The sequence below is a fragment of the Bacillus sp. FSL K6-3149 genome, from assembly GCF_038630515.1.
In the GTDB taxonomy this organism is placed as follows: domain Bacteria; phylum Bacillota; class Bacilli; order Bacillales; family Bacillaceae; genus Bacillus; species Bacillus pumilus.
This window is the reverse complement of the sequence record NZ_CP152034.1, coordinates 1,756,259-1,778,203: the sequence shown is the minus strand read 5'-3', so window position 1 is coordinate 1,778,203 and position 21,945 is coordinate 1,756,259. Positions and strand designations below refer to the sequence as shown.

General features: G+C 42.4%; 19 protein-coding genes. 5 read left to right on the top strand and 14 right to left on the bottom strand.

Annotated features, from left to right (window positions below; translation table 11 throughout):
• Positions 1 to 290: 290 nt before the first annotated feature.
• The 3 genes from MHB83_RS08865 to MHB83_RS08855 all read right to left on the bottom strand — a co-directional run bounded on the left by MHB83_RS08865 (position 291) and on the right by MHB83_RS08855 (position 2,650).
• Positions 291 to 1,052 carry a YfkD famly protein gene (locus MHB83_RS08865; RefSeq protein ID WP_223251243.1) on the bottom strand — a complete coding sequence of 254 codons (762 nt, stop codon included), beginning with the start codon at positions 1,050 to 1,052 and terminating at the stop codon, positions 291 to 293.
• An 88-nt stretch (positions 1,053 to 1,140) separates the two neighbouring features.
• Positions 1,141 to 2,208, bottom strand: coding sequence for a calcium/proton exchanger (cax, locus tag MHB83_RS08860; RefSeq protein WP_106030316.1), 1,068 nt, complete (start codon positions 2,206 to 2,208; stop codon positions 1,141 to 1,143).
• A 64-nt stretch (positions 2,209 to 2,272) separates the two neighbouring features.
• Entirely contained in the window at positions 2,273 to 2,650 is a 378-nt protein-coding gene (locus tag MHB83_RS08855) for an OsmC family protein (RefSeq protein WP_309217495.1), read from the bottom strand.
• Between the two features lie 75 nt (positions 2,651 to 2,725).
• On the opposite strand from MHB83_RS08855, the gene MHB83_RS08850 reads away from it, so the two are divergent.
• Together MHB83_RS08850 and MHB83_RS08845 are read left to right on the top strand one after the other, a co-directional pair.
• Positions 2,726 to 3,889 carry an MFS transporter gene (locus MHB83_RS08850; protein ID WP_342496826.1) on the top strand — a complete coding sequence of 388 codons (1,164 nt, stop codon included), beginning with the start codon at positions 2,726 to 2,728 and terminating at the stop codon, positions 3,887 to 3,889.
• A gap of 16 nt (positions 3,890 to 3,905) precedes the next feature.
• Positions 3,906 to 4,280 carry a GNAT family N-acetyltransferase gene (locus MHB83_RS08845; protein WP_342496825.1) on the top strand — a complete coding sequence of 125 codons (375 nt, stop codon included), beginning with the start codon at positions 3,906 to 3,908 and terminating at the stop codon, positions 4,278 to 4,280.
• Positions 4,281 to 4,621: 341 nt separating this feature from the next.
• Here MHB83_RS08845 and MHB83_RS08840 read toward each other — a convergent pair whose 3' ends face one another.
• Genes MHB83_RS08840 through MHB83_RS08830 form a run of 3 tightly spaced genes read right to left on the bottom strand, consistent with a single transcriptional unit; the run spans position 4,622 to position 6,282 of the window.
• The gene (locus tag MHB83_RS08840; RefSeq protein WP_044139737.1) at positions 4,622 to 5,440 is read right to left on the bottom strand and encodes a YhjD/YihY/BrkB family envelope integrity protein; all 819 of its coding nucleotides are present in this window, start codon (positions 5,438 to 5,440) and stop codon (positions 4,622 to 4,624) included.
• 18 nt (positions 5,441 to 5,458) lie between these two features.
• Entirely contained in the window at positions 5,459 to 5,791 is a 333-nt protein-coding gene (locus MHB83_RS08835; RefSeq protein WP_003218013.1) for a YtxH domain-containing protein, read from the bottom strand.
• Positions 5,792 to 5,811: 20 nt separating this feature from the next.
• Entirely contained in the window at positions 5,812 to 6,282 is a 471-nt protein-coding gene (locus MHB83_RS08830) for a low molecular weight protein-tyrosine-phosphatase (RefSeq protein WP_309217492.1), read from the bottom strand.
• A 173-nt stretch (positions 6,283 to 6,455) separates the two neighbouring features.
• On the opposite strand from MHB83_RS08830, the gene MHB83_RS08825 reads away from it, so the two are divergent.
• Both MHB83_RS08825 and MHB83_RS08820 read left to right on the top strand, forming a co-directional pair.
• Positions 6,456 to 7,811: a sodium:alanine symporter family protein gene (locus MHB83_RS08825; protein WP_003218008.1), complete on the top strand. Its 1,356-nt coding sequence runs from the start codon at positions 6,456 to 6,458 to the stop codon at positions 7,809 to 7,811.
• 77 nt (positions 7,812 to 7,888) lie between these two features.
• Entirely contained in the window at positions 7,889 to 8,104 is a 216-nt protein-coding gene (locus tag MHB83_RS08820; RefSeq protein ID WP_003214000.1) for a DUF1128 domain-containing protein, read from the top strand.
• 112 nt (positions 8,105 to 8,216) lie between these two features.
• Here the strand turns inward: MHB83_RS08820 and MHB83_RS08815 are convergent, their stop codons facing one another.
• Entirely contained in the window at positions 8,217 to 8,735 is a 519-nt protein-coding gene (locus MHB83_RS08815; protein ID WP_309217491.1) for a type 1 glutamine amidotransferase domain-containing protein, read from the bottom strand.
• A 254-nt stretch (positions 8,736 to 8,989) separates the two neighbouring features.
• On the opposite strand from MHB83_RS08815, the gene MHB83_RS08810 reads away from it, so the two are divergent.
• Positions 8,990 to 13,279: a multifunctional 2',3'-cyclic-nucleotide 2'-phosphodiesterase/3'-nucleotidase/5'-nucleotidase gene (locus MHB83_RS08810; protein WP_309217490.1), complete on the top strand. Its 4,290-nt coding sequence runs from the start codon at positions 8,990 to 8,992 to the stop codon at positions 13,277 to 13,279.
• Positions 13,280 to 13,318: 39 nt separating this feature from the next.
• On the opposite strand, the gene MHB83_RS08805 is transcribed toward MHB83_RS08810, so the two are convergent.
• From MHB83_RS08805 to MHB83_RS08775, 7 genes are all read right to left on the bottom strand, one after another.
• Positions 13,319 to 13,753, bottom strand: a complete 435-nt coding sequence (locus MHB83_RS08805; RefSeq protein WP_212046539.1) for a terpene synthase — start codon at positions 13,751 to 13,753, stop codon at positions 13,319 to 13,321.
• A 65-nt stretch (positions 13,754 to 13,818) separates the two neighbouring features.
• Positions 13,819 to 14,547, bottom strand: coding sequence for a trehalose operon repressor (gene treR / locus MHB83_RS08800; RefSeq protein ID WP_044139741.1), 729 nt, complete (start codon positions 14,545 to 14,547; stop codon positions 13,819 to 13,821).
• Positions 14,548 to 14,566: 19 nt separating this feature from the next.
• Complete coding sequence (gene treC, locus MHB83_RS08795) at positions 14,567 to 16,267, bottom strand: alpha,alpha-phosphotrehalase (protein WP_342496824.1); 1,701 nt, start codon at positions 16,265 to 16,267, stop codon at positions 14,567 to 14,569.
• A gap of 15 nt (positions 16,268 to 16,282) precedes the next feature.
• On the bottom strand, positions 16,283 to 17,719 hold the full coding sequence (gene treP, locus MHB83_RS08790) for a PTS system trehalose-specific EIIBC component (RefSeq protein ID WP_284907656.1): 1,437 nt from the start codon (positions 17,717 to 17,719) through the stop codon (positions 16,283 to 16,285).
• A gap of 164 nt (positions 17,720 to 17,883) precedes the next feature.
• The gene (locus MHB83_RS08785; RefSeq protein WP_050944798.1) at positions 17,884 to 18,270 is read right to left on the bottom strand and encodes a DUF1992 domain-containing protein; all 387 of its coding nucleotides are present in this window, start codon (positions 18,268 to 18,270) and stop codon (positions 17,884 to 17,886) included.
• Between the two features lie 131 nt (positions 18,271 to 18,401).
• The gene (locus MHB83_RS08780; RefSeq protein ID WP_050944799.1) at positions 18,402 to 20,126 is read right to left on the bottom strand and encodes a methyl-accepting chemotaxis protein; all 1,725 of its coding nucleotides are present in this window, start codon (positions 20,124 to 20,126) and stop codon (positions 18,402 to 18,404) included.
• A 31-nt stretch (positions 20,127 to 20,157) separates the two neighbouring features.
• Positions 20,158 to 21,816: a pyridoxal-dependent decarboxylase gene (locus MHB83_RS08775; protein WP_050944800.1), complete on the bottom strand. Its 1,659-nt coding sequence runs from the start codon at positions 21,814 to 21,816 to the stop codon at positions 20,158 to 20,160.
• Positions 21,817 to 21,945 lie beyond the last annotated feature (129 nt).

Below are 21,945 nucleotides of genomic sequence, written 5' to 3'. Positions count from 1 at the left end.
AAATGTAATATATGGATAAGGTGTTAATGTATACAATTTCCAAGGAGCTGAGTTTCATTTTTAAAACATGGTGGTTTTCTTATTATGGATTTATGATCATCCCTTATCTTGGCCTATGTTTTAATTTCAACAACTTAACGATATTTACTAAAGTGATCTTCTTTCTTTTTATCGTATGGTATTTATATAACGCCTTTGACTTTTACATGAATGAGCTAAAAAGAAAAAAAGAGAAACCCGAATAGCAAAAAAACAGTCATCTCCCCTATTGATAAGAGGAGATGACTGTTTTAATTCATCCCTTGAAACCCAAATGTCAGGTGATCCTGAACAGGAATCCAAGCGCCGATTCCTTGTGAAGTCACGTTTTTCACGACGAGTTTGCGTTTATTTCCTTTAAGCACAAGGTACACTTCTCCGTATGTCACCTTTCCTTTTTCGTTAATGGCCGGGGCATAGGCATGAAGTGAAGCTGCTTTTTTCGGAGAGACATGGTACGACTGATCTCGTTTTGTTCCTGCGCCAATGACTGTGTCAAATGCGAGGGGTAGCTTTGTTTTTTGAATGGCTTTTTGCATCATCAATGTTTTCACATCTTCCGGGCTTGGCACCTTTGCTGTGAGCCCGCCGCTCACTTTAACTTGCTGCTTTTGAACGTATTTGCCAATGGCTGTTTTGTTGCCGCCTCTGTTATCAATATGATTCGTATTCACTTTTTTGTATTCCCAGTTGGCAACCGTTTCGTTTGAATCATAGCTCAGTGCCCATCTTCCAAGGAAAATGGTCGCGCGGTAACCAACAGCTAATGGCGTCCCTGAAATGCTGGATTCATTCAGCATTTTGATCAAATGGGTATTCTCAATCGGCACATTCGTTGTTTTAAACAATTCGGCTGTCAGCTCGCTCGGTTGGAGCAATGGCTGATCCTGTGACGCATTCGGATACGTATTCTCCTTAGAAATACTGGCGACAGACGATGGCACCTTAAATGGCTTCGCCGCCTCCGCTGGAAAGCTGTATAGAAAACTTAAGGATAAGAGAACAACAAACATGATGCGGGGCATCTTTTTCATATCATCACTCTTTCTCATTCATTTTTCCATAGTATTTTCCGCAAAGACGTCCCTTATCCACAAAAGATTATAAAAGGAAAAATCCAATCGCCATAATGAAATAGGCAGCAAGTAATGTGGCGCCTTCAAACCAATTGGTATCTCCGTCATTAGATAAAATGACTGTGAGTAACACGGCGGATGCCATCGCAATGAGCTCTGGTAAGGAGAAAATGAGTGGCATCTGCGTATTGAAAAAAAGCGAGCTGATGACAAGGATTGGTGCGACCATCATCGCAACCTGAAGTGTGGAACCAAAAGCAATTTCCACTGCGACATCCATTTTGTTTTTATACGCCATGATGACAGCAGAGGCATGTTCTGCCGCATTGCCGACGATGGCCACAATAATGACTCCGATAAACAGCTCACTCCAGCCAAATTGTTCCCCCACCGTATCAAATGTATGGACGAGGCGCTCTGAAATGTACGCAACGGCCATCGTTGCAAGCAGCAAAATCAAAGTGGCAAACTTACCAGACCATTCAGGTATTTCTTCTTCCGTCTCCGCCTCTCCGTCCAAGCTCTCCTGCTTGGCAACATAGACACCTCGGTGGCTCACCAGTTTGAAATAGAGCGCTGCAACATAAAGCAAAATCATCACAATGCTAATGCCAATGCTTAAAACAAATTGCTTCTCCTCAGCCATTTCCACCGAAAACACTTCTGGAATGACAAACGCCACAATAATGGCAAACATGAGCAAGCCCGAGTTGTGCCTTGCATCGTGGACATTGAACACTTGGCGCTTATATTTTAATCCGCCAACGAAAAAAGACAGTCCCGCCACAAGCAGTAAGTTTCCGATCACTGAGCCAGTTAACGACGCAAGGACGATGGCTGTCAGTCCTTGCTTTAAAGCAAAAAACGAAATAATTAACTCCACCGCATTTCCAAATGTGGCGTTTAAAAGCCCGCCAATTCTGGGACCTGCTATGATGGCAAGACTTTCTGTGGCTCTTCCCATAAAACTAGCAAGACCAATAATGGCGATACAATACACAGCAAACATGATGACCTGCGGAAAATGAAGAAAACTGCCAATCACCGATAGCGGCACACCAATTGCGACAATCACAAGAAACAAACGATTCATACAGCCATTCTCCTTTACATATGTCTGACTGTTATTCTTTCGTGAGTGCCGGCTTCATATACATTTAGATTTTCTCGTGTGAGAAGGTGATTTCAATACTACCTTTCACAGACTGCACCATCGCGCAATGCTTCAATGCCAGTGTAATGCTTTTCTCTATTTGTTCATCAGATGTACGGACGCCTTCAAATAAAATATGTAAATGAATACGGGAGATTTTGTTTACAGCTCCTGCTCTTGTCGTTTCAGGTGTAATCGTCAGCCCTTCCCAGGATATTCGCTTTTTCCGGCATACATGAATGAGCATTTCTCCAAAACAGCCGGCAATAGCTGAGGTGAATAATTGAGATGGTCTGTACCCCGTTTCTTCATTTGCTGATATATACAGCTGCCTTTCATCTATTCCCGCGATCCACCCGCCTGATTCGTATATCAGTTTCATTCCTTTCCCACCTTTCTATTGAAACCCCTATGGTTCCATTGTACGATGAAAACATGAACTTGTAAGGAGCATCTTATGTCGAGAATTCATTTTATGATTTTAATTTTACTTGTATCTGTATCTGGTTTTTCGCAGGGAGCGTTATTGCCTGTCATTTCGATTATTTTTGAACATGCCGGGACTTCTCCTACGTTAAACGGACTGCATGCCACAGGCTTATATCTCGGCGTGCTGCTAGCATCTCCCTTTATGGAAGCGCCGCTTCGCCGGTTTGGGTTTAAGCCGTTAATTGTCATTGGAGGCGCCGCTGTTTTTTTAAGCTTGTTCAGCTTTGTGTTTTTTGAATCTTATGTTGTCTGGTTTTTCCTGCGGCTCATGATCGGGATTGGCGATCATATGCTGCATTTCTCTACACAGACGTGGGTGACCTATGCGTCGTCATCGAGAAATCGCGGGCGAAATATTTCATTGTATGGGTTATCCTTTGGACTTGGTTTTGCCGCTGGACCTTTTTTAACACCACTCATCGAAATCAATCCATCTTTACCTTTCATTGTTTCCGGTGCTGTTAGTTTATGTATTTGGCTGCTTGTTTTTGTTTTGAAAAATACATATCCAGATACGGGCGAAGTGCAGACGTCAGAGCAGACAAACAGTTTGAAGCGCTTTAAGAAAGCTTTTCAATTTGGTTGGGTCGCCTTTATGATGCCTTTTTGCTATGGCTTTTTAGAAACGACACTCAATAGCAACTTCCCTGTGTATGCACTCAGAAGCGGGGTGACCGTAGATGCAGTGGCGTTTATTTTACCTGCGTTTGCCATTGGAAGTATTGTCTTTCAGCTACCTCTCGGGATGCTCAGCGACCGGTTTGGCAGGCGCCGCATCATTTTATGTGTGACTCTCGTCGGGTCTTTCTTTTTCCTACTAGCAGGGATTTTCATTCAATCGGTTTTGGCTGTGGCGATTTGTTTCTTTATTGCCGGAATGGCTGTAGGCTCTACCTTCTCACTTGGCATCAGTTATATGACCGACTTATTGCCAAAGCATCTGCTTCCTGCTGGAAATTTGATGTGCGGAATGGCATTTAGTGCGGGAAGTATTCTCGGGCCTGTTCTCGGTGGAATCTTTGTGCAAACGTTTGAAGGAATGAATTTACTTTACCTTGTCAGCATCGTGATATTATTCGTGTTTTTCTGCATTCGATTTGGGCGAACGGCGGCAGTGGTGGAAAGTCATTAAAATGGAGGGTCGATCTTTGTTTTCATACGACGTCACAAATGAATTGACTTTGGCATCTCTACAATTAGATGATGCGGACACATTATTGGAGCTTATTCAAGAGAATCAGGCTCATTTAGGGGAATGGCTACCGTGGGTTCATCACTGCAAAAGCATAGAGGATGTCAAAACGTTTATTCAATCGACTCAAACCATCTACAATGAACAAAAAGGGTTGGAAGCTGGCATTAAACTGAACGACCAAATGATCGGGGTGTTCCGCCTGACATTTAATCAGAAAATAGGCAATATCGGTTATTGGATTCGTCAAGACGCGCAAGGTCGGGGCATTGTGACAACGATCGTGAAATATATGACAGAAACTTTTTTTTTCAAAAGTCGATGGATTTGAAATTTTTTGTCCCGTAGGTCATGTTCGAAGTGAACGTGTAGCAATGAATGCCGGATTCGAGCTAGATCCTCACTATGAGTCAAAGCCTGATGCCGCTTTTATCCTTAAACGATATATACGATTGTGAATTAAAAACTCCCCTGCACCCATGCAGAGGAGTTTTTTTCATTTAGTGATATCCATTTTGCCCGTTCGCACTGCCGCTTGTTTTGTGCTTAGGCTGATGGCCTTTGTTTTGTTTCGTATTGCTTCCGCCTTTTTTCGATTGTTTGGACATATGTGGTTTCCCCCATCCATTCAATTTGAACTTGATCGTTCTTCTTTAGGATGCCCGGATTTCTTTATAGTTTGCCTGGTACGATTTTACGCTTATGTAAAAGCGCATTGAGCTCGCCGCCAAGGATAATCATGATGCCGGTTAAATAAAACCAGATCATTAAAATAATGATTCCCCCAATGCTTCCGTACATCGCACTGTAGTTAGCAAACTCGCCTACGTAAAATGAAAATAGCATGCTGACCAAAATCCATCCAATCGATGCAAAAATGGCACCTGGCAGAACAAATTTTAATTTCAGCCTAATGTTTGGAGCAAAATAGTATAAGGATGTAAAAACAATCAATAAAATCAGCGGGCTAATGATCCATCTCATTGCAGTCCATACGGTGAGAAAGGCGTCTGACTGCCCAACTAATTTAGCGACAAATAAACCGAGTTCTTTGCCAAAGACAGGTAGCATCAGGGCAAAAATAATGGTCAAAACCATCGCGATCGTTAAAATGATCGATGTTAAACGTACGAGAATGAAGGAACGATTTTCCTCAACTTCGTAAGCATGGTTAAATGCTCTGACGACGGCATTAATGCCGTTAGATGCTGACCAAAGGGCGGCAATAATCCCGAACGATAATAACCCGCCATTACGATTATTCAGCGTCTGTTCGGCGATGGATTCAATCATCGAAAGCGCTCCTTCTGGCGCATAGCCAGAAATGACGCTTAGGACATCCTTTGACGTCAGCGGCAAATACCCAACGAGTGTCAGTACGAAGATGAGAAACGGAAATAATGAAAGCAAAAAGAAATAGGCAAGCTCAGCAGATTTTGCCGGTCCTTCATGCAGCAAAAAGCGTTCAATTAACGCTTTAATAAAACCCATACGCCTCATCTCCAATGATCAATCTGTCTGTTTCGATTGAAAGTGATCCTTTGTTTCTTCAATAATTTCTAATACCCTTGGGGTTGTTTCCTTTAACTGATTGACCTGTTCATTTAAAAATGACAAATCATCTGAGACTGTTCGCATCAGCTGCTTCGTTTCTTCCATCTTTTCTTTCATGCAAGCCGATATTCTGCCTGGCTCCTCACGGTACTCATCGAGCTTTTGCTGGCAGTCATTCCATTTTTCTTTGAGTGCAATTCTTGTTGGCCGATGAAATAAAGTCAGCAATGCGCCGCAAGCTGCACCTAAGAGAGCTCCTCGGAGCACGATTTGATTTTTTTCTTCCATCTCGTCTGATCTCCTTTCAGTTAAAGGTGGTTCTCTTTCTTTACATACGTCAAAAAACGGTCAATTCCTGTTTCAATTAATTCATGGATTTCCTCAAAGTTTCCAGTGTAATAAGGATCTGGCACATCATCTCGATCGTCGTCTTCTACAAAATCAAGAAGACGGCCAATAAAGTGATGTTTCCCATAGCCAGCTATACTGCGAAGTGCCCCTACATTTTCAGCATCCATCGCAATGATATAGTCATATGTTGTGATGTCCTCATCCATGATTTGTCTTGCGGACATTCCTTCATAGCTGATGCCTTTTTCATCAAGCAGCTTTCGCGTTCCTTCATGCGGAGGACTGCCTTGATGCCAGCCGCCAATACCTGCTGAATCAATCACAAAGTGCTTGCTAAGCCCCTCATCTTCTACTTTTTTTCTAAATATGGCCTCTGCCATCGGTGACCTGCAAATATTGCCAAGACACACGAATAACACATGAATCATCCTTCATTCTCCTCCTATCTTTTCCCTAAGAGTTCTTTTCGAAAACCTTTTCTCTATCATATCAAGCCCTTTTTCTTTTGAAAACTTTGCAAGAAAAACTCTCATCGGCATTGACACATTATACAAAAAAAGGAGACACTTTAGGAGAATTTCACAAATAAAGGGGGATACATATGGGATGGGTTGAACAGATTGTCAGCAATATCAATGACGTATTATGGGGACCGCCACTCTTGCTTTTGATCGTGGGAACAGGGATTTACCTGACCTTTCGAGTGCTTTTTATTCAGATTAGGCTGCTTCCCTATTCACTCAAGCTTGCATTTTCAAAGCAAGACAAGACATCAGAAGGTGATATTTCTCACTTCCAAGCATTAATGACAGCTCTAGCTGCAACGGTTGGAACGGGAAATATTGTAGGGGTCGCCTCTGCTGTCATTGCCGGCGGACCAGGCGCCGTGTTTTGGATGTGGTTTGCTGCATTCTTTGGCATGGCGACAAAATATGCTGAAGCTGTTCTTGCCGTGAAATATCGTGTAAAAAATGAAAAAGGCGAAATGTCTGGCGGGCCGATGTATTATTTGGAGCATGGCTTGAAGCAAAAATGGCTTGGGGTGCTGTTTGCTATTTTTGGCGCCACGGCTGCCTTTGGAATTGGGAATCTCGTACAGTCAAATTCGATTTCTGGTGTCATGAATTCAACCTTTCAAGTCCCAACATGGGTCACAGGCATCATCATTACTGTTTTTACTGCCCTTGTGATTTTAGGCGGAATTAAAAGCATTGGCCGGGTGACGTCTATTTTTGTACCAGTCATGGCATTATTCTACGTCATTTGCGGACTGATCATTCTTGTCATGAATGCCGACCTTGTCCCAGGCGCAGTCGGGCTCATTTTTTCAGACGCATTTACTGGTCAAGCGGTTGCAGGCGGTGCTATCGGTACGGTGATTCGCTGGGGTGTGGCGAGAGGGGTCTTTTCCAATGAAGCAGGTCTCGGGTCTGCTCCAATCGCTGCGGCCGCAGCAAAAACGGATATGCCCGCTCGTCAAGCGCTTGTGTCGATGACGCAAGTATTCATTGATACGATGATTGTTTGCTCCATCACAGGTATTACGATCGTCATGGCAGATATGTATGTCACAGAAAAAAGTGATGCACTCACCTCGTTATCCTTTGCTCATTTCCTCGGTCCAATCGGTTCAACCATTGTGGCCATCGGCTTACTTTTGTTCGCTTATTCCACCATTATTGGCTGGTCATATTATGGCGAAAAATGCTTTACTTATTTGGCGAAAGACTCTTATGTGATGTATTATCGTGTTGTGTTTGTCATCGCTGTCTTTTTCGGTGCCATCTTCAAGAATGACTTCGTCTGGGGTGTGGCAGATATGCTAAATGGACTGATGGCGATTCCAAACTTAATCGGGCTCATCGGTTTATCAGGGGTTGTCGTATTTGAATCCAAACGAATCATTGATAAGATGAAGCAGGAGAAAAAGGAGAAAAACATCTCGGTGTCATCTTAATAGCCCTTTTATTCTTTTGCATTTCTGTTAAAATAGACATATTATTCGACACATATGCAGGAAAGGACGTGCCGCCCTTGTCAGAGCAAAAAGCGGCTGAAGTCAATCAGCTGATTGAAGACATTTCGCAAAAGTTAAATATGCTGAACATTGGAGTCATCAAAGCAGAGGACTTCAGTCCAGACAAGTACGAAGATATTGAATTTCTTCACCAAATGGTGATGAAAAAATCTTCATTCAGCCCAAGTGAAATGCAAGCCATCGCAAGCGAGCTAAAAAACTTAAGAAAATAATGGTGAAAAAGGAAACTGTTTTTATGGTCTACACGCAGTTTTCTTACATCATGCACACAAAAAGCCAGCACCCCGCAAGGTGCTGGCTTTTTTATTCTTTTACAACTGCGGTTTATTTCTCAAGCAGTTTTAATGATTCACGGTTAAAGGCTGGAATGTCATCAGGTGTACGGCTTGTCACAAGCTGATTCTGACAAACGACGACTTCTTCGTCTTTAAATTTAGCGCCTGCGTTTTCCATATCGACTTTGATGGATGTATACCCAGTCGCCCCTCTTCCTTCCAGCGTCTTCGCTGTAATGAGCAATTGCGGTCCGTGACAGATTGCAAATACTGGTTTTTTCTCATCCATAAATGCTTTAGTGAATTGGACGTAACGATCATCTGCACGCAGAATATCTGGTGAGAAACCGCCAGGAATGAGAAGTGCATCGAAGTCTTCAGGCTTCACGTTGTCAATAGACGCATCCACTCTTACTTCTGCCTCTCCTTGCTTCCCTTTCACTGTTTTCCCTTTTTCATTTTCAATGACTGTCAACTCATGACCTGCATCTTTAAAGGCTTTTGCAGGCTCGGTGAATTCAACATCCTCAAAGTAATCTGTTAATACAACTGCAATTTTCTTACCCATGTAGAAACCCTCCTGCTTGATTATCGTTTACACTACACACTATACCCGGGCATGTTGAAATCAAACATCCTATCCCTATCAGAAAACCCCTTATGATAAAAATAAGCATTTAGACTCATTCACATTACCTCAACAAGGTAATTCGTATGATTTATGTTATCTTTACAATAATCTTCAAAAAATAACTACAAAAGTTAACGAAACATTTCTACAATAGGTATTGTGGTCAAAAAAATTAGAAAGGCGGAGATCAGGTGAAGAAGCAAGCACATAGGTCTAAACGAAGGAAAAACCTGTCTATTCTGCTCACTTCCATTATGATGATTAGTCTCATTCTCCCAGCAGTACCTACTCATGCAGAAACAGAAAACGGCAAAGCCGTAAAGGTCAGCATCTTAGCCACAACCGATGTTCATGCGAACATGATGAATTATGATTATTACAGCGACAAAGAAACAAATGAATTTGGTTTGGCAAAAACAGCCGAGCTGATCGACAAGCACCGATCACAAAACCCAAATACACTCCTTGTGGATAACGGAGACTTGATTCAAGGAACCCCTCTTGGAGAATACGTTTACAAACATGAGAAAGACAGCATCATCAATCAAACAAAGGTTCACCCTATTATTCATACACTCAACAAACTAAAATACGATGCAGGAACACTTGGCAATCATGAATTTAACTACGGATTATCCTTCCTTGACGGTACCATTGCGGGCGCCAACTTCCCGATTGTCAATGCGAACGTCAAAAAGCTAAATGGAGAACACCGTTTTACACCTTATGTGATCCAAGATAAAACCTTTAAAGATGCAAACGGAGCCTCACAAACTGTGAAAGTTGGTTACATAGGATTCGTTCCACCACAAATTATGACGTGGGATAAGAAGCATTTAGATGGACAAGTCCAAGTGCAGGACATCGTCGAATCTGCCAATGAAACCATTCCTGAAATGAAAGAGAAAGGCGCAGATGTCATTGTCGCTCTTGCTCATACAGGAATTGAAAAAACCGCTTCACCTAAAGGATCAGAAAATATGATCTTTGACCTTGCCACGAAAACAAAAGGCATCGATGCCATTGTATCAGGCCACCAGCATGGCACATTCCCAAGCGCTGAATATAACGGCGTCGACAAATTCAATGTCTCAAAGGGAACCATCAACGGCATCCCAGTCGTCATGTCAAAAAACTGGGGCAGCTACCTCGGGGTCATTGATTTAACACTAGAGCCTGACGGCAGCAACTGGAAGGTCACAGACGGAACAGGCAAGATCGAATCTGTTGCCGGAGTATCATCTCAAAACAGTACCGTAAAAGACGCCATTCAAACAACGCATCAAAACACACTTGATTACGTGAGAAAGCCTGTTGGCAAAACAGAAGCAGACATTAACAGCTTTTTCGCTCAAGTGATGGATGACCCTTCGATTCAAATTGTGACAGATGCCCAAAAATGGTATGCACAAGAAAAAATGAAGGACACATCGTATAAAAATTTACCGATTTTATCTGCAGGTGCTCCGTTTAAAGCAGGCGGCCGAAACGGTGTAAACTATTATACAAATATCGCAAAAGGAGATTTAGCGATTAAGAATATCGGCGATCTCTATCTTTACGATAACACTGTGCAGATTGTGAAACTGAAAGGCAGTGAAGTGAAAGACTGGTTAGAAATGTCTGCTGGCCAGTTTAATCAGATCAAACCGAACGATGCAAAAGAACAGCCGATTTTAAACGAGGAATACCGCTCGTATAACTTTGATGTAATTGATGGCGTGACATACCAAGTCGATGTGACGCAGCCTGCTAAATACAGCACAACAGGCACACTTCTCAACGCCAATGCCAACCGCATCAAAAACCTGTCTTACAACGGGAAAACCGTCTCTGATAATCAAGAATTTTTAGTCGTAACAAATAACTATCGTGCTTCTGGCGGCGGAGGTTTCCCTCATCTGACGCAAGATAAAGTAGTGCTTGCCTCAGCAGATGAGAACCGTCAAGTACTGATGGATTATATTATCGAACAAAAAACGATCAACCCAAGTGCAGATCAAAACTGGTCTATCGCACCGATCAAAGGCGCAACAGTCACTTTTGAATCTTCTCTTTTAGCCAAACCGTTTGCTAAAGAATCCAGCAGCGTAGACTTTATTCGTAACGCAAGCACAGATGGTCTTGGTGTGTATAAGCTAGCCTTTAAAGACGATGGCACAACAGAACCGCCTACATCAGACAACTGGAATTTAACAGTGATGCATACGAACGATACACACGCACACCTTGATGATGCGGCAAGACGCGCAACAAAGATCAAAGAAGTCCGTGCTGAAAATAAGAACAATATTTTATTAGACGCTGGAGATGTCTTCTCTGGTGACCTGTACTTCACAAAGTGGCAAGGACTTGCCGATCTGAAATTGATGAACTTAATGAAATACGATGCCATGACGTTTGGTAATCATGAATTTGACAAAGGTCCTTCTGTACTCCGTCAATTCCTGACAGGTGATGCATCAGATGTCGATCCGAAAAACCGTCATCAATTTGAAAAGCCTCGATTCCCGGTCGTGTCATCCAACGTGGATGTCTCGAAGGAAAAACAATTGAGTGACTTAGTGAAAAAACCAGCCTCATTTAAAGCTGGTGAGAAAAAAGAAGCCGGGATTTACCCTTACATCCTGCTCGATGTAAACGGTGAAAAGGTGGCCGTATTCGGTTTAACGACTGAAGACACAGCCATTACCTCCAGCAGCGGTCCTAACATTCAATTTAAAGATGCGTACAAGAAAGCAAAAGAAACAGTCAACACCATTCAAACAGAAGAAAAAATCAATAAAATCATTGCGTTAACACACATTGGCTACAACCGTGATCTTGAGCTCGCTCAAAAAGTCGATGGGATTGATTTAATCATTGGCGGTCATACGCACACACTTGTAGAAAAATTAAAGGTCATCAATAAAAAAGAACCTACGATTGTCGCTCAAGTGAAAGATTACGGACAATTTTTAGGAAAAGTAGACGTAGCCTTTGACAAAAAAGGTGTCATCCAGCCAAAAGAATCTTCTTTTGACCTGATTCCCATCAATGACTCTGTCAAAGAAGATGCAGAGGCAAAAGCGATCCTTGATGGATACAAAGCAGATATTCAAGATTTAAAAACAGAAAAAGTCGGCCATACAGATGTCCTTTTAGACGGTCAACGTGAGCATGTCCGTGCGAAGGAAACGAATCTTGGGAACTTTATTGCTGACGGCATGCTGCAGAAAGCGCAAGAATCAGCTGGAGCTGACCTTGCCATCACAAACGGCGGCGGTATTCGTGGAAGCATCGAAAAAGGTGATATCACGTTAGGTGATATTTTAACGGTGATGCCTTTCGGAAATACGCTTTATGTCGCAGATTTAAAAGGCAGTCAAATTAAAAAAGCACTTGAACAGGGGCTGTCAGGCATTGAGGAAGGCGGAGGTGCATTCCCTCATGTAGCCGGCATTGAATATACGTTTACGCTCAGTAAACCAGCTGGAAGCAGACTGATTGATGTGAAACTGAAAGATCAAAAAGGTCAACTGACAAACATTGATGATGAGAAAACATACCGCGTAGCCACAAACGCATTTGTTGGCACAGGTGGCGACGGCTACAGCGTCTTTACAGAAGCCTCTCACGGTGAAGACTTAGGGTATGTCGACTATGAAATTTTCAAAGAGCAAATTGAAAAGGCAGACGGTCAAATTTCGCCTGTTATCGATCACAGGGTGAAAGAAGTGTTCCTTCCTCGTGCGAAAGGAAAAGGCGCTTATGACATTCAAGATGATAAGAAATTCCAAACGTATGTACAGCATACAAACAAAGCATTGCTCTATTTAGACAAAGCAAGCAAAGTGAAAAACGTTCAATTGTCTCTATCAAAAGCGCAAGTAGCCGAGCTGAAGAAAAGAGAGCAAGATCCAAACGTCACCATCTATCATGACAAAGTGGGACTCGCATTACCGCTCTCAAATTTATCCGAGACAAGCGCAGATATATGGATGACAAAGAAAGATAAAGTGAAAAACGCATTAACGGATACGTATGATTTCCAAATCAAACAAGACAAGAAAAAGGTTTCGACCTTTAAAGACCCTGTCACACTATCCTTTACACTAGACGAGCCTCAAAAGGCGAAAAAACCTAGTGTATATTATGTGGATCGCAAGAAAAATCGTTACACCAAAACTAGTAATGGATCATTTGAAAACGGAGTCGTATCAGGTCAAACTGAGCACTTCAGCGAATACACGGTCCTTAACCAAAGCGGGGCAGCTGGAACAACGCCAGATCAAACTGGCGGAGACGGCGGAACAACAGCACCAGGCGGAGGCACGGGTACAGATCCAAACCAAGATGGAACAGGCCTTCCTGGCGGCACATTGCCGAATACAGCCACGATGATGTATACAGCTGTACTGATTGGCGTGCTCATGCTCGCTGCTGGCGGTATCCTATATTACTACCAGCGCAAGCGTACAAGAAAAAATGTATCATCCTAAAGGAAAAGGACAGAGCCCATGCTCTGTCCTTTTTTCATCTCAATCTTGGGATAAATAAATCCAATTGCGCTTATCAAATTCTTTCACATCATCTGACCCTATATGACGCAGCATTCTATTAAAGAACGTGATGTCATCTTCATCATCGACGGCATATAAATCCTCTTGAACATAATCTCTTATAATAAAATTCGTTAAGTTTGTATTATTCACAAAGTCTGCAAAATAATCTTCTACAAGAGTTAAATCCTCTTCACTTAATTTTTCATCATTGATAATGGAAATATGAAAAACATTCAAAATCGCTTGTATATCTTCTTCATCCATATAACATAATGGCTCTAGCTTTCTGTCTTCTGCCGTAAACGGTTTTCGCGTATCTTCAATGATGACATAACATAAAATCTGATGATCTTTCATCACGCTGAATATTTCTAAGTCCCTTAATTTTAGTGGTCTATTTAATCTCATCATCTTTCCTCCTGAAAATGGTGATCTATTCGTCGTCTACTTCTCCCAAAACCTGAAAAGGACAGAGCCTATGCTCTGTCCACTTTTTCTCTTCTTGCAAAATCGACGAATCTGAAGCGGTCTAATCGGTGACGGCTTTCTGTGTATTGAAATAAACTTGTATCCTCTAAGAACACGTAATTCTTCACGACGACGACATGATCAAACCCGTTCAAATCAAGATACTTGGCGTCCTCTTCTGTACATGGCTCTACCACAAATTCCTTTTGGGCATAGCTGATTGATACACCGAGCTCTCCTTCAATATACTCGTAGATGGATCCTTCGCATATGTCCTTCGACAAGACCGACACATGCTTTTGCAAAAAGTAATCCTTGTCTAAAATCACTTCTTCTCCGCTAATATTACGAGATCGAATGACTTCCCAGACATCCTCCTGCCCATTAATTTTCAGCTGAGACTGAATATACTGATCCGGTTTGATTAAACCAAATTCGTGAACCGTCGTAACGGTCTTTCGGCCAAGCGTTTGGGAAAGTTCTTTAAAGCTGACAAGACCCGAGACTGGGAATTGCATTTTCTCTCGATTCAGCAAGACAGAGCCTTTGCCGCGGATTTTTTGGATATAGCCATTTTGCACAAGGATATTTAATGCCTTTCTTACCGTCTCACGGGATGTGTCATACATCAAGGACAGCTCATGCTCTGATGGCAGAATGCCTTTATCCTGCCATTCACCTTGTTCAATTCGTTTTGCGAGCTGATCATAAATCACTCGAAACTTATTCTCTTTCATTTTCCCTCCGCCCCATTTTCTAGCGTTTGGTTAAATGATAAACGATTGACTCGTATGGACGCAACGTAAATCCCTTCATATCTGCCGGTGCATCCTCATAATTGGATAACAGCACTTGCCCCTCCATCTCATCTACAGCCTGCATAAGCTCATCAGGAAGCGTAAAGTCCGTCTCTTCTGCATAAAAGTGATTGATCACAAGAAGCTTCTCCTCACCGCTTTCTCTCACATAAGCAAAAATCTTTGGATCTTCTGCTAAGAGTAAGGTGAAGCTTCCATATGTGATCACGTCAAGTTCTTTACGCAGCCTGCAAAGGGCTTGATAATGATAGAAAATAGACGACGGGTCCTTTAACGAAGCTTCGACCGAAATGTCGTTATTGGCTGGCTCAATCCAAGGTGTCCCTTTTGAAAAACCTGCATTCTTTTCTGAGGTCCATTGCATCGGTGTTCTCGCATTATCTCTTGACTTGACCTGTAAAATGGCGAGCGCTTCTTCCTTTGATTTCCCTTTTTCAAGCATAACTTCATACATATTGAGTGATTCGATATCGCGGTAAGATGAGATGTCCTCAAACTGAGGATTCTTCATGCCAATCTCTTCCCCTTGATAAATATATGGAGTCCCTTGCATGAGATGAATGGTGGTCGCCAGCATCTTCGCTGATTGCTGATGGTATGTTTCATCATCACCGTATCTTGAGACGATACGCGGCTGATCATGATTGCACCAGAAGAGCGCATTCCAGCCGCCGCCCTCATGCATTTTCGTCTGCCACTCAGACAGAATCGACTTCAATTCCTGAAAATCAAATGGTGCGAGGGCCCATTTTTCTCCGTTTGGATAATCGACCTTTAAATGATGAAAATTAAACGTCATATCCAGCTCCTGCCGATCCGATCTTGTATACCGAATGCAGTCTGCAATATTCGTTGAAGACATTTCTCCAACTGTCATGCTGTCATATTTCGAAAAAACCTCTTGGTTCATTTCGTGCAGAAATTCATGAATTCTTGGGCCATCCGTATAATACATCCGGCCGTCTCCTTGTACAGATTGTCCGGCGTCATCTAAGAAGCGTTGATCCTTTGAGATGTTGTTGATGACATCCAGCCTGAATCCATCAATTCCTTTTTCAAACCAAAAATGCATGATGTCATATACTTGCCTGCGCACCTCATCCTTTTCCCAATTGAGATCCGCTTGGGTGACATCATATAAATGAAGATAATATTCTCCCGTTTCTTCATCTAGCTCCCAGGCTGGACCGCCGAATTTTGACTGCCAATCATTCGGCGGTGATCCGTCCGCCTTGGGCTCCTTCCAAATATAATAATCTCGATAAGGATTATCCTTTGACTCGCGTGATGCTTGAAACCACTTATGGAAAATGGATGTATGATTGACGGCTAAATCCATGATGACTCGTATGCCTCGATCATGGGCTTCCTTCAGCATGTGTTCAAAATCTGCCATTGTACCGTACATGTCATGGATTTTTGTATAATCACTAATATCATAGCCGTTGTCATACTGCGGGGACTCATACATTGGTGTGAGCCAAATACAATCCGCCCCAAGCTCTTTGATATAATCGAGCTTTTTTGTCACACCATTGATATCGCCTGTACCTGAGCCCGTTGTATCTAAAAAGCTCTTCGGATAAATTTGATAGACCACCGCTTTTTTCCACCACGGTTCGTTCGTTTGTTGTTTCAATTTCATCCACCACCACTAGTTAAGTTCTTGTGAAACATCTTTCTTCTTTTTCAGCTTTGCATACAAAAGGGTTCCGATGAATGGGACGATGAGGACAATGACCATCCCTATCGCAAATGCGCCCCAATATTTCGGGATAATAGAGAAGATTCCCGGAATGCCCCCAACACCAACTGAGCTTGCCAGCACCCCTTGAGAGGCGATAAACATACCAGCTAAACCAGAGCTAATGAGTGCGAAAATAAATGGGAATCGGTAGCGCAAGTTGACGCCAAACATCGCTGGTTCGGTAATTCCTAAGTAAGCAGAAATACTTGATGTGAGCGAGAGACCCTTTTGCTTTTCATCTTTCAAAACAAACATCATCGCAAGTGCGGCTGATCCTTGTGCAATATTAGACAGTGCGAGCATCGGCCATAGAAACGTGCCGTGCAGTTTTGAATTAATCAATTGAATATCAACAGCGAGGAACGTATGATGCATTCCAGTAATGACTAACGCCGCATACAAACCGCCGTATAATAGACCACCAAGTGCTGCGAACTGCTGGAATACAGCAACAAGTCCAGATGTTAACACGTTGCCGATTGCAAATGTAATAGGTCCAATGACGATAAAGGATAAAAAGCCAATAACTAATAACGTAATCGGTGCAACCACTAATAGCTGAATGCTTTCAGCTGTTCGTTTTGTGATAAACAATTCGAGCTTCGCTAGTAAATACGAGGCGACGAGTATCGGAAGAACCTGTCCTTGATACCCTACCTTTTGCACTTCAAGTCCAAACAAATTCCAGACTGGAATCTCACCGGACTTTTCAGCCGCTCCATAGCCCCACGCATTTAATAAGTCCGGGTGTACGAGCATGAGTCCAAGGACCATCCCTAAAAGCGGATTTCCCCCAAACCGCTTCACGGCTGACCAGCCGATTAATGCGGGCAGGAATGTGAAGGCAGTGCCTGCAATCAAGTTGATCATATTCGCTAAATCAGCCCATGCCGGATACACATCGACTATCGATTTTTGATCAAAGAAAATATCAGGAGCTGTTAAAATATTATTAATCCCCATTAATAAACCGGCTGTGACGATGGCAGGAAGAATGGGAATAAAAATATCCGCAAGCGTTTTCACAGCACGCTGCAATGGATTTAATTTTTGATCAGAGGCACGCTTCACGTCCTCTTTTGAGGCTTCGCCAATCCCTGTCTGTTTCACCATTTCGGCATATACCCGATTGACGACCCCTTGGCCGATCACCACTTGGTATTGACCGTTCGCTGAGAAAGATCCCTTCACTTCTTCTATTTGTTCAAGTGCTTTCTCATCAACCTTTCCTTCATCCTTCAGCACAAAGCGCAGCCTTGTCACACAATGTGTCGCTTGATCAATATTTTCTTTGCCGCCGATGGCTTTCACAATCTGATCTGCTGCTGCCTGATAATCAGCCATGCTATCCCCTCCGAGATCGTTTTTTATAAGAAAAAAGAACCAAAAAACTTGTATATACATGTTTGATTCTTATTTTATATTTGTATATACATGTAGTCAATAACAAAATGTAGCGCTTTCATAAAAAAAGCCCCCTCAATGTGCTCAGGAGAGGCTGCGTGTCATCATCTTTTTTTATGCTCCACTAATTTTTCGTAGACCCTGTTTTTATAAAAGGAGGAGGCTGGACGAGCAAAAGTTTGGCGCTTAGATGTGAGTTCATCCAGTCGTTTTTGTTTTTCTTCACATATGAGAGAAAGCTTTTTTCTTTCCTCTCCGTCTATACTGGAGTGAAGTAGGTCTTTGACGGTCATGAGTTCTTTTTTCAGTGCTGTTTCTTCCCCAGCAAAGCCAGCATTTTTCAACATCCGGTAGCCCATTCTTAGTTCTTCAGGCACATGAGCAGCGTCATCTTTAGGTAGAGGTTTGCCAAAGCCAGATAATCCTTCAAAAGCCCCGTTATCCATCGCTTTTTTGATCCGTTCTTCTGATAATCTCTGCGCAAAATCCATGGCGTTCTCCTTTCGTCTGAAACGATTTGATTAAGCATAGCAAAAAAGCTGACTCTCTCACAAGAGTCAGCATCAGCTACGCTGAACATAAGACAAAGGGCTAAAATCAAGATCATTTTAGCCCTTTCTCGTTATTTATTGTCGATTTTAAAAGTAGAAACCATATGTGCTAAGTCCTCTGACATATCAGAGAGCTGTTCAATCGCACTTGAAATTTGCTGCATGCCAGCACTTTGCTGTTCTGTTGCTGCCGCTACTTCTTGAGAGCTGGCTGCATGTTCTTCCGATACAACAGAAATTTGCTCAATCGATGTAGAAATCGTTTGATATGCTCGTTCTACTTGCTTAATAGAAGCAAGCAAATTGTTCGTTCTTGTTGCAAATTGAGACACACCGTCGTAAATCAAAGCGAAATTTTGTGACGTGCCTTCCATTTGTACGCGTCCCTCTTCCACTGCTTTACTGCTTTCCTCTACGCTTTCAAGAACGCGCTGACTGTTTTCCTGTGTGCCGATGACGAGGTCTGAAACAGTTTTAGCCGCATCCGCTGATTGCTCAGCTAACTTGCGCACCTCATCTGCCACAACAGCAAAGCCTTTTCCTTCTTCTCCAACACGTGCCGCTTCAATTGAAGCATTCAGTGCAAGCAGATTCGTTTGGGCCGAAATGTCTGTAATAATTGAGATGACACTTTCAATCTCCGTTGAATGAGATTGTAATTCTTCTGCTGCATGCTTTGAGTTGGTCATCTTGTCATGAAGCATATTCAGATGATCAAGCACATGGTTCACTAATGTTTGACCAGATTCTGACTGCTCTTGTACGTCAGATGAAACAGATTTCATTTCATCGACTTCTTTTGTGACGCCTTCGATTTGAGTATCGATCTCTGCAACGGATGTCGTACAATCCGTAATATTTGCGACAGAATCATTGATTCCTTCACTCATATTCGTCATAGCTTCTGATACTTGCTGCGCACTTTGACTTGATTCGGTCGTCACTGTACGAAGCTGTGAAGACATTTTCGACACTTCACTAGATGAGTGTGAGATTTTCGAAATGAGCTCTTTGATCCGCCCCTGCATCTTTTGGAAGGATGCGGCAAGCTGGCCGATCTCGTCTTTACTTTCAACCTCTACCATACCAGTTAAATCACCGTCAGCAATTCGGTTTGCTGATTCCATCAAGGAACGTGCTGGTTTCGCAATTCTTCTTCCCATAAAGAATGAGAAGAGTAATCCACCGATGAGCACAATAGCAGATGCCACTGTGATATAGATCATCAACTTCTGCGTTGTTTGAGGCACGACAGACGCATCTAAATCAATGCCTAAAATCCCTGTCAGCTCACCGCCTGAATCCTTGATTGGCAAAAAGACTGATTTATGTGTACCAAATGAATCTTTATAAATATCACTTTTGACCATTTTATCTTCAGAGAGCGCTTGTTTCATCTCATCTGAAAAAGCATAATCTTGATCAAAGTCATTTTCTTCACCGGTTAATATAATAATTCTTTCTTTGCCGCCTTTATTAGATAGCACGTATAAGTTCTCAAGCGTATGATCTTCTTGAAGCTCTGTGAATTTCTTTTTGACCTCCACATAAAGGGGGTCATCTTTCCCGCTAATACCAAGGACGTTCCCATCCAGATTATCGATCTCTTTCTTCGCTGTATCAACATCTGTTGTTAATCGATAATCAAATTGCTTTAATAACTGGGATGATAAATCCTGGCTGACTAGATAAAATGTTAGAACGAATAGTGCAACGGTTGCGAGTAATGTTACGACAACGACTGACATGATTTTAGAGGATATGGTGTATCCTCCAAATTTCCTTTGTTTCGCCATTTTTTCCTACATCTCCACTCTCAGATTTGATTTAAGCATGTACATGTTCAAATTGTCCACAAACAGATGCGATCACATCTTTTAAATAAGATACGATATGTGGGATATGCTCTGGTAACGTATAAGGTGAGATGACAAAAAACTTACTAACGCTTAGATAGAATTCTTGTCCTTCTTTTGCATTTACAAGTAAAAACTTCGTTGTATCACCAAAGAACATTTCGTCTCTTTTTTCTCCAAGCTTTTCAAACAGCATTTTGTTCAATTCATTGTTCCGCTCAATTTCCATTGCCGTCGCTTCGCCTGAAATTTCTTCTTGAAAGCGCGGTGAGCCGTCTAGGTAAATTCTAAATAATGTAGCCATTCCGACATTGTCATCATTTACGACTTCTGCTTGCGGAATTTCTTGACTGAGTGCTTCTCTGAAGGCAAGGTTCACCTCTAAGAATTGACCGAGCAAGCGTTGGTAGCCTTCAACTCCAAACGTTAACAGCACACTCAGCATACTGATCGAGCTTCCCATTCTTGAGCATTCCAGCGTATAACCTGTATGGTATTCGCCGTAGCCTCTATGACCAACGTATGGTGTCTCTTGTTCTTCCAGATCTAAACGCTTTAGGTCTGCCGCGTTTTTCACTAAGAATAAACTAGATGTGTAAGGTGTTTGGCCGAGCTTTTGAAAGTCAAAGCACATCGTGTCAGCAAGAGAAAGATGCTGGAATTTCGCTTTGATTTCTTTTAGCATACGAAGAACACCGTCTGAGAATTGCAGCGGGTTTTCAGCTAGATCATACTCATTAAAGAAAGCAAAGAATCCGCCGAGCGCTGAATCCGCATGAATATGCGGCACCTTTAGACCATACTCCTCAGCAATGGCTTCCGCTGTTTCACGTACCCCTTTTACATCATCAATTGCAATGGCATCTGTTGTTCCGGTTGTTGCGACAATATAAACGGGAATTCCGCCATTTTGTGCAACACGTTCCATTTGACAACGCAAATCTTCCATATCCATCGAATGATCTTTATTCGTTTTAATTCTGATCAAGTTGTCTGTGCCAAGTCCTGTTGCTTCCATTGACTTAAATAAGCTGTAATGTGCCGCATCAGAACAAAACGCATAAAGGTTTTGTGGAACACCTTTTCGCAGTGACTCCGGCGCAGCTTTTGCAATCGCTAAACGCAGTCCTGAGAAAATGGCTCCTTGACCTCCCCATGTTGTATATCCCCCGCTCACACTTGGATCATATCCGATGAGCTTAGACATCATTGAGACCACTCTGACCTCAGCTTCCGCTCCTGCTGGTCCGTAAACATCCCATAGGTTGTTTCCATTTACCAGCATCGCCGTCAGCATGCCTAGAATTCCTGGTGTACTTGCCATCGGCAAAATGTTCGTGAAGAAATACTTTGTGTGGTAAGGATGGTTATGTAAAAGCTTCAGTAATTCTTCATTCACAAGTTCCGCTTGTTGGCCGTTCAACGGAATTTGACTTGTTTCAGTGAGCTTTTGGTAAAAATCCTCCTCGCGATTCTTTTCACCCTTTAGGTGTGCACGGTTCGGATCTTTCAGGTGATCGACCCCTGAAACAATCTGCTCCATCAATTTGATGAGTTCTTTACGCTCTGCTGCATTTCCGTCCTCACTCGGAAACCAGTTCTGAACGAGGTTGTTTGCTCGTACAGTCATATACTATCAATCCTTTCAATGGAAGATTTCCTGTCAAAGTCTATATCGACCCCATTTCAAAAGTTTATAGTCTCGAAATGTTCACTTAAGTATATTTAGATAATTTGTTCATTCATCAAAATAAATAAA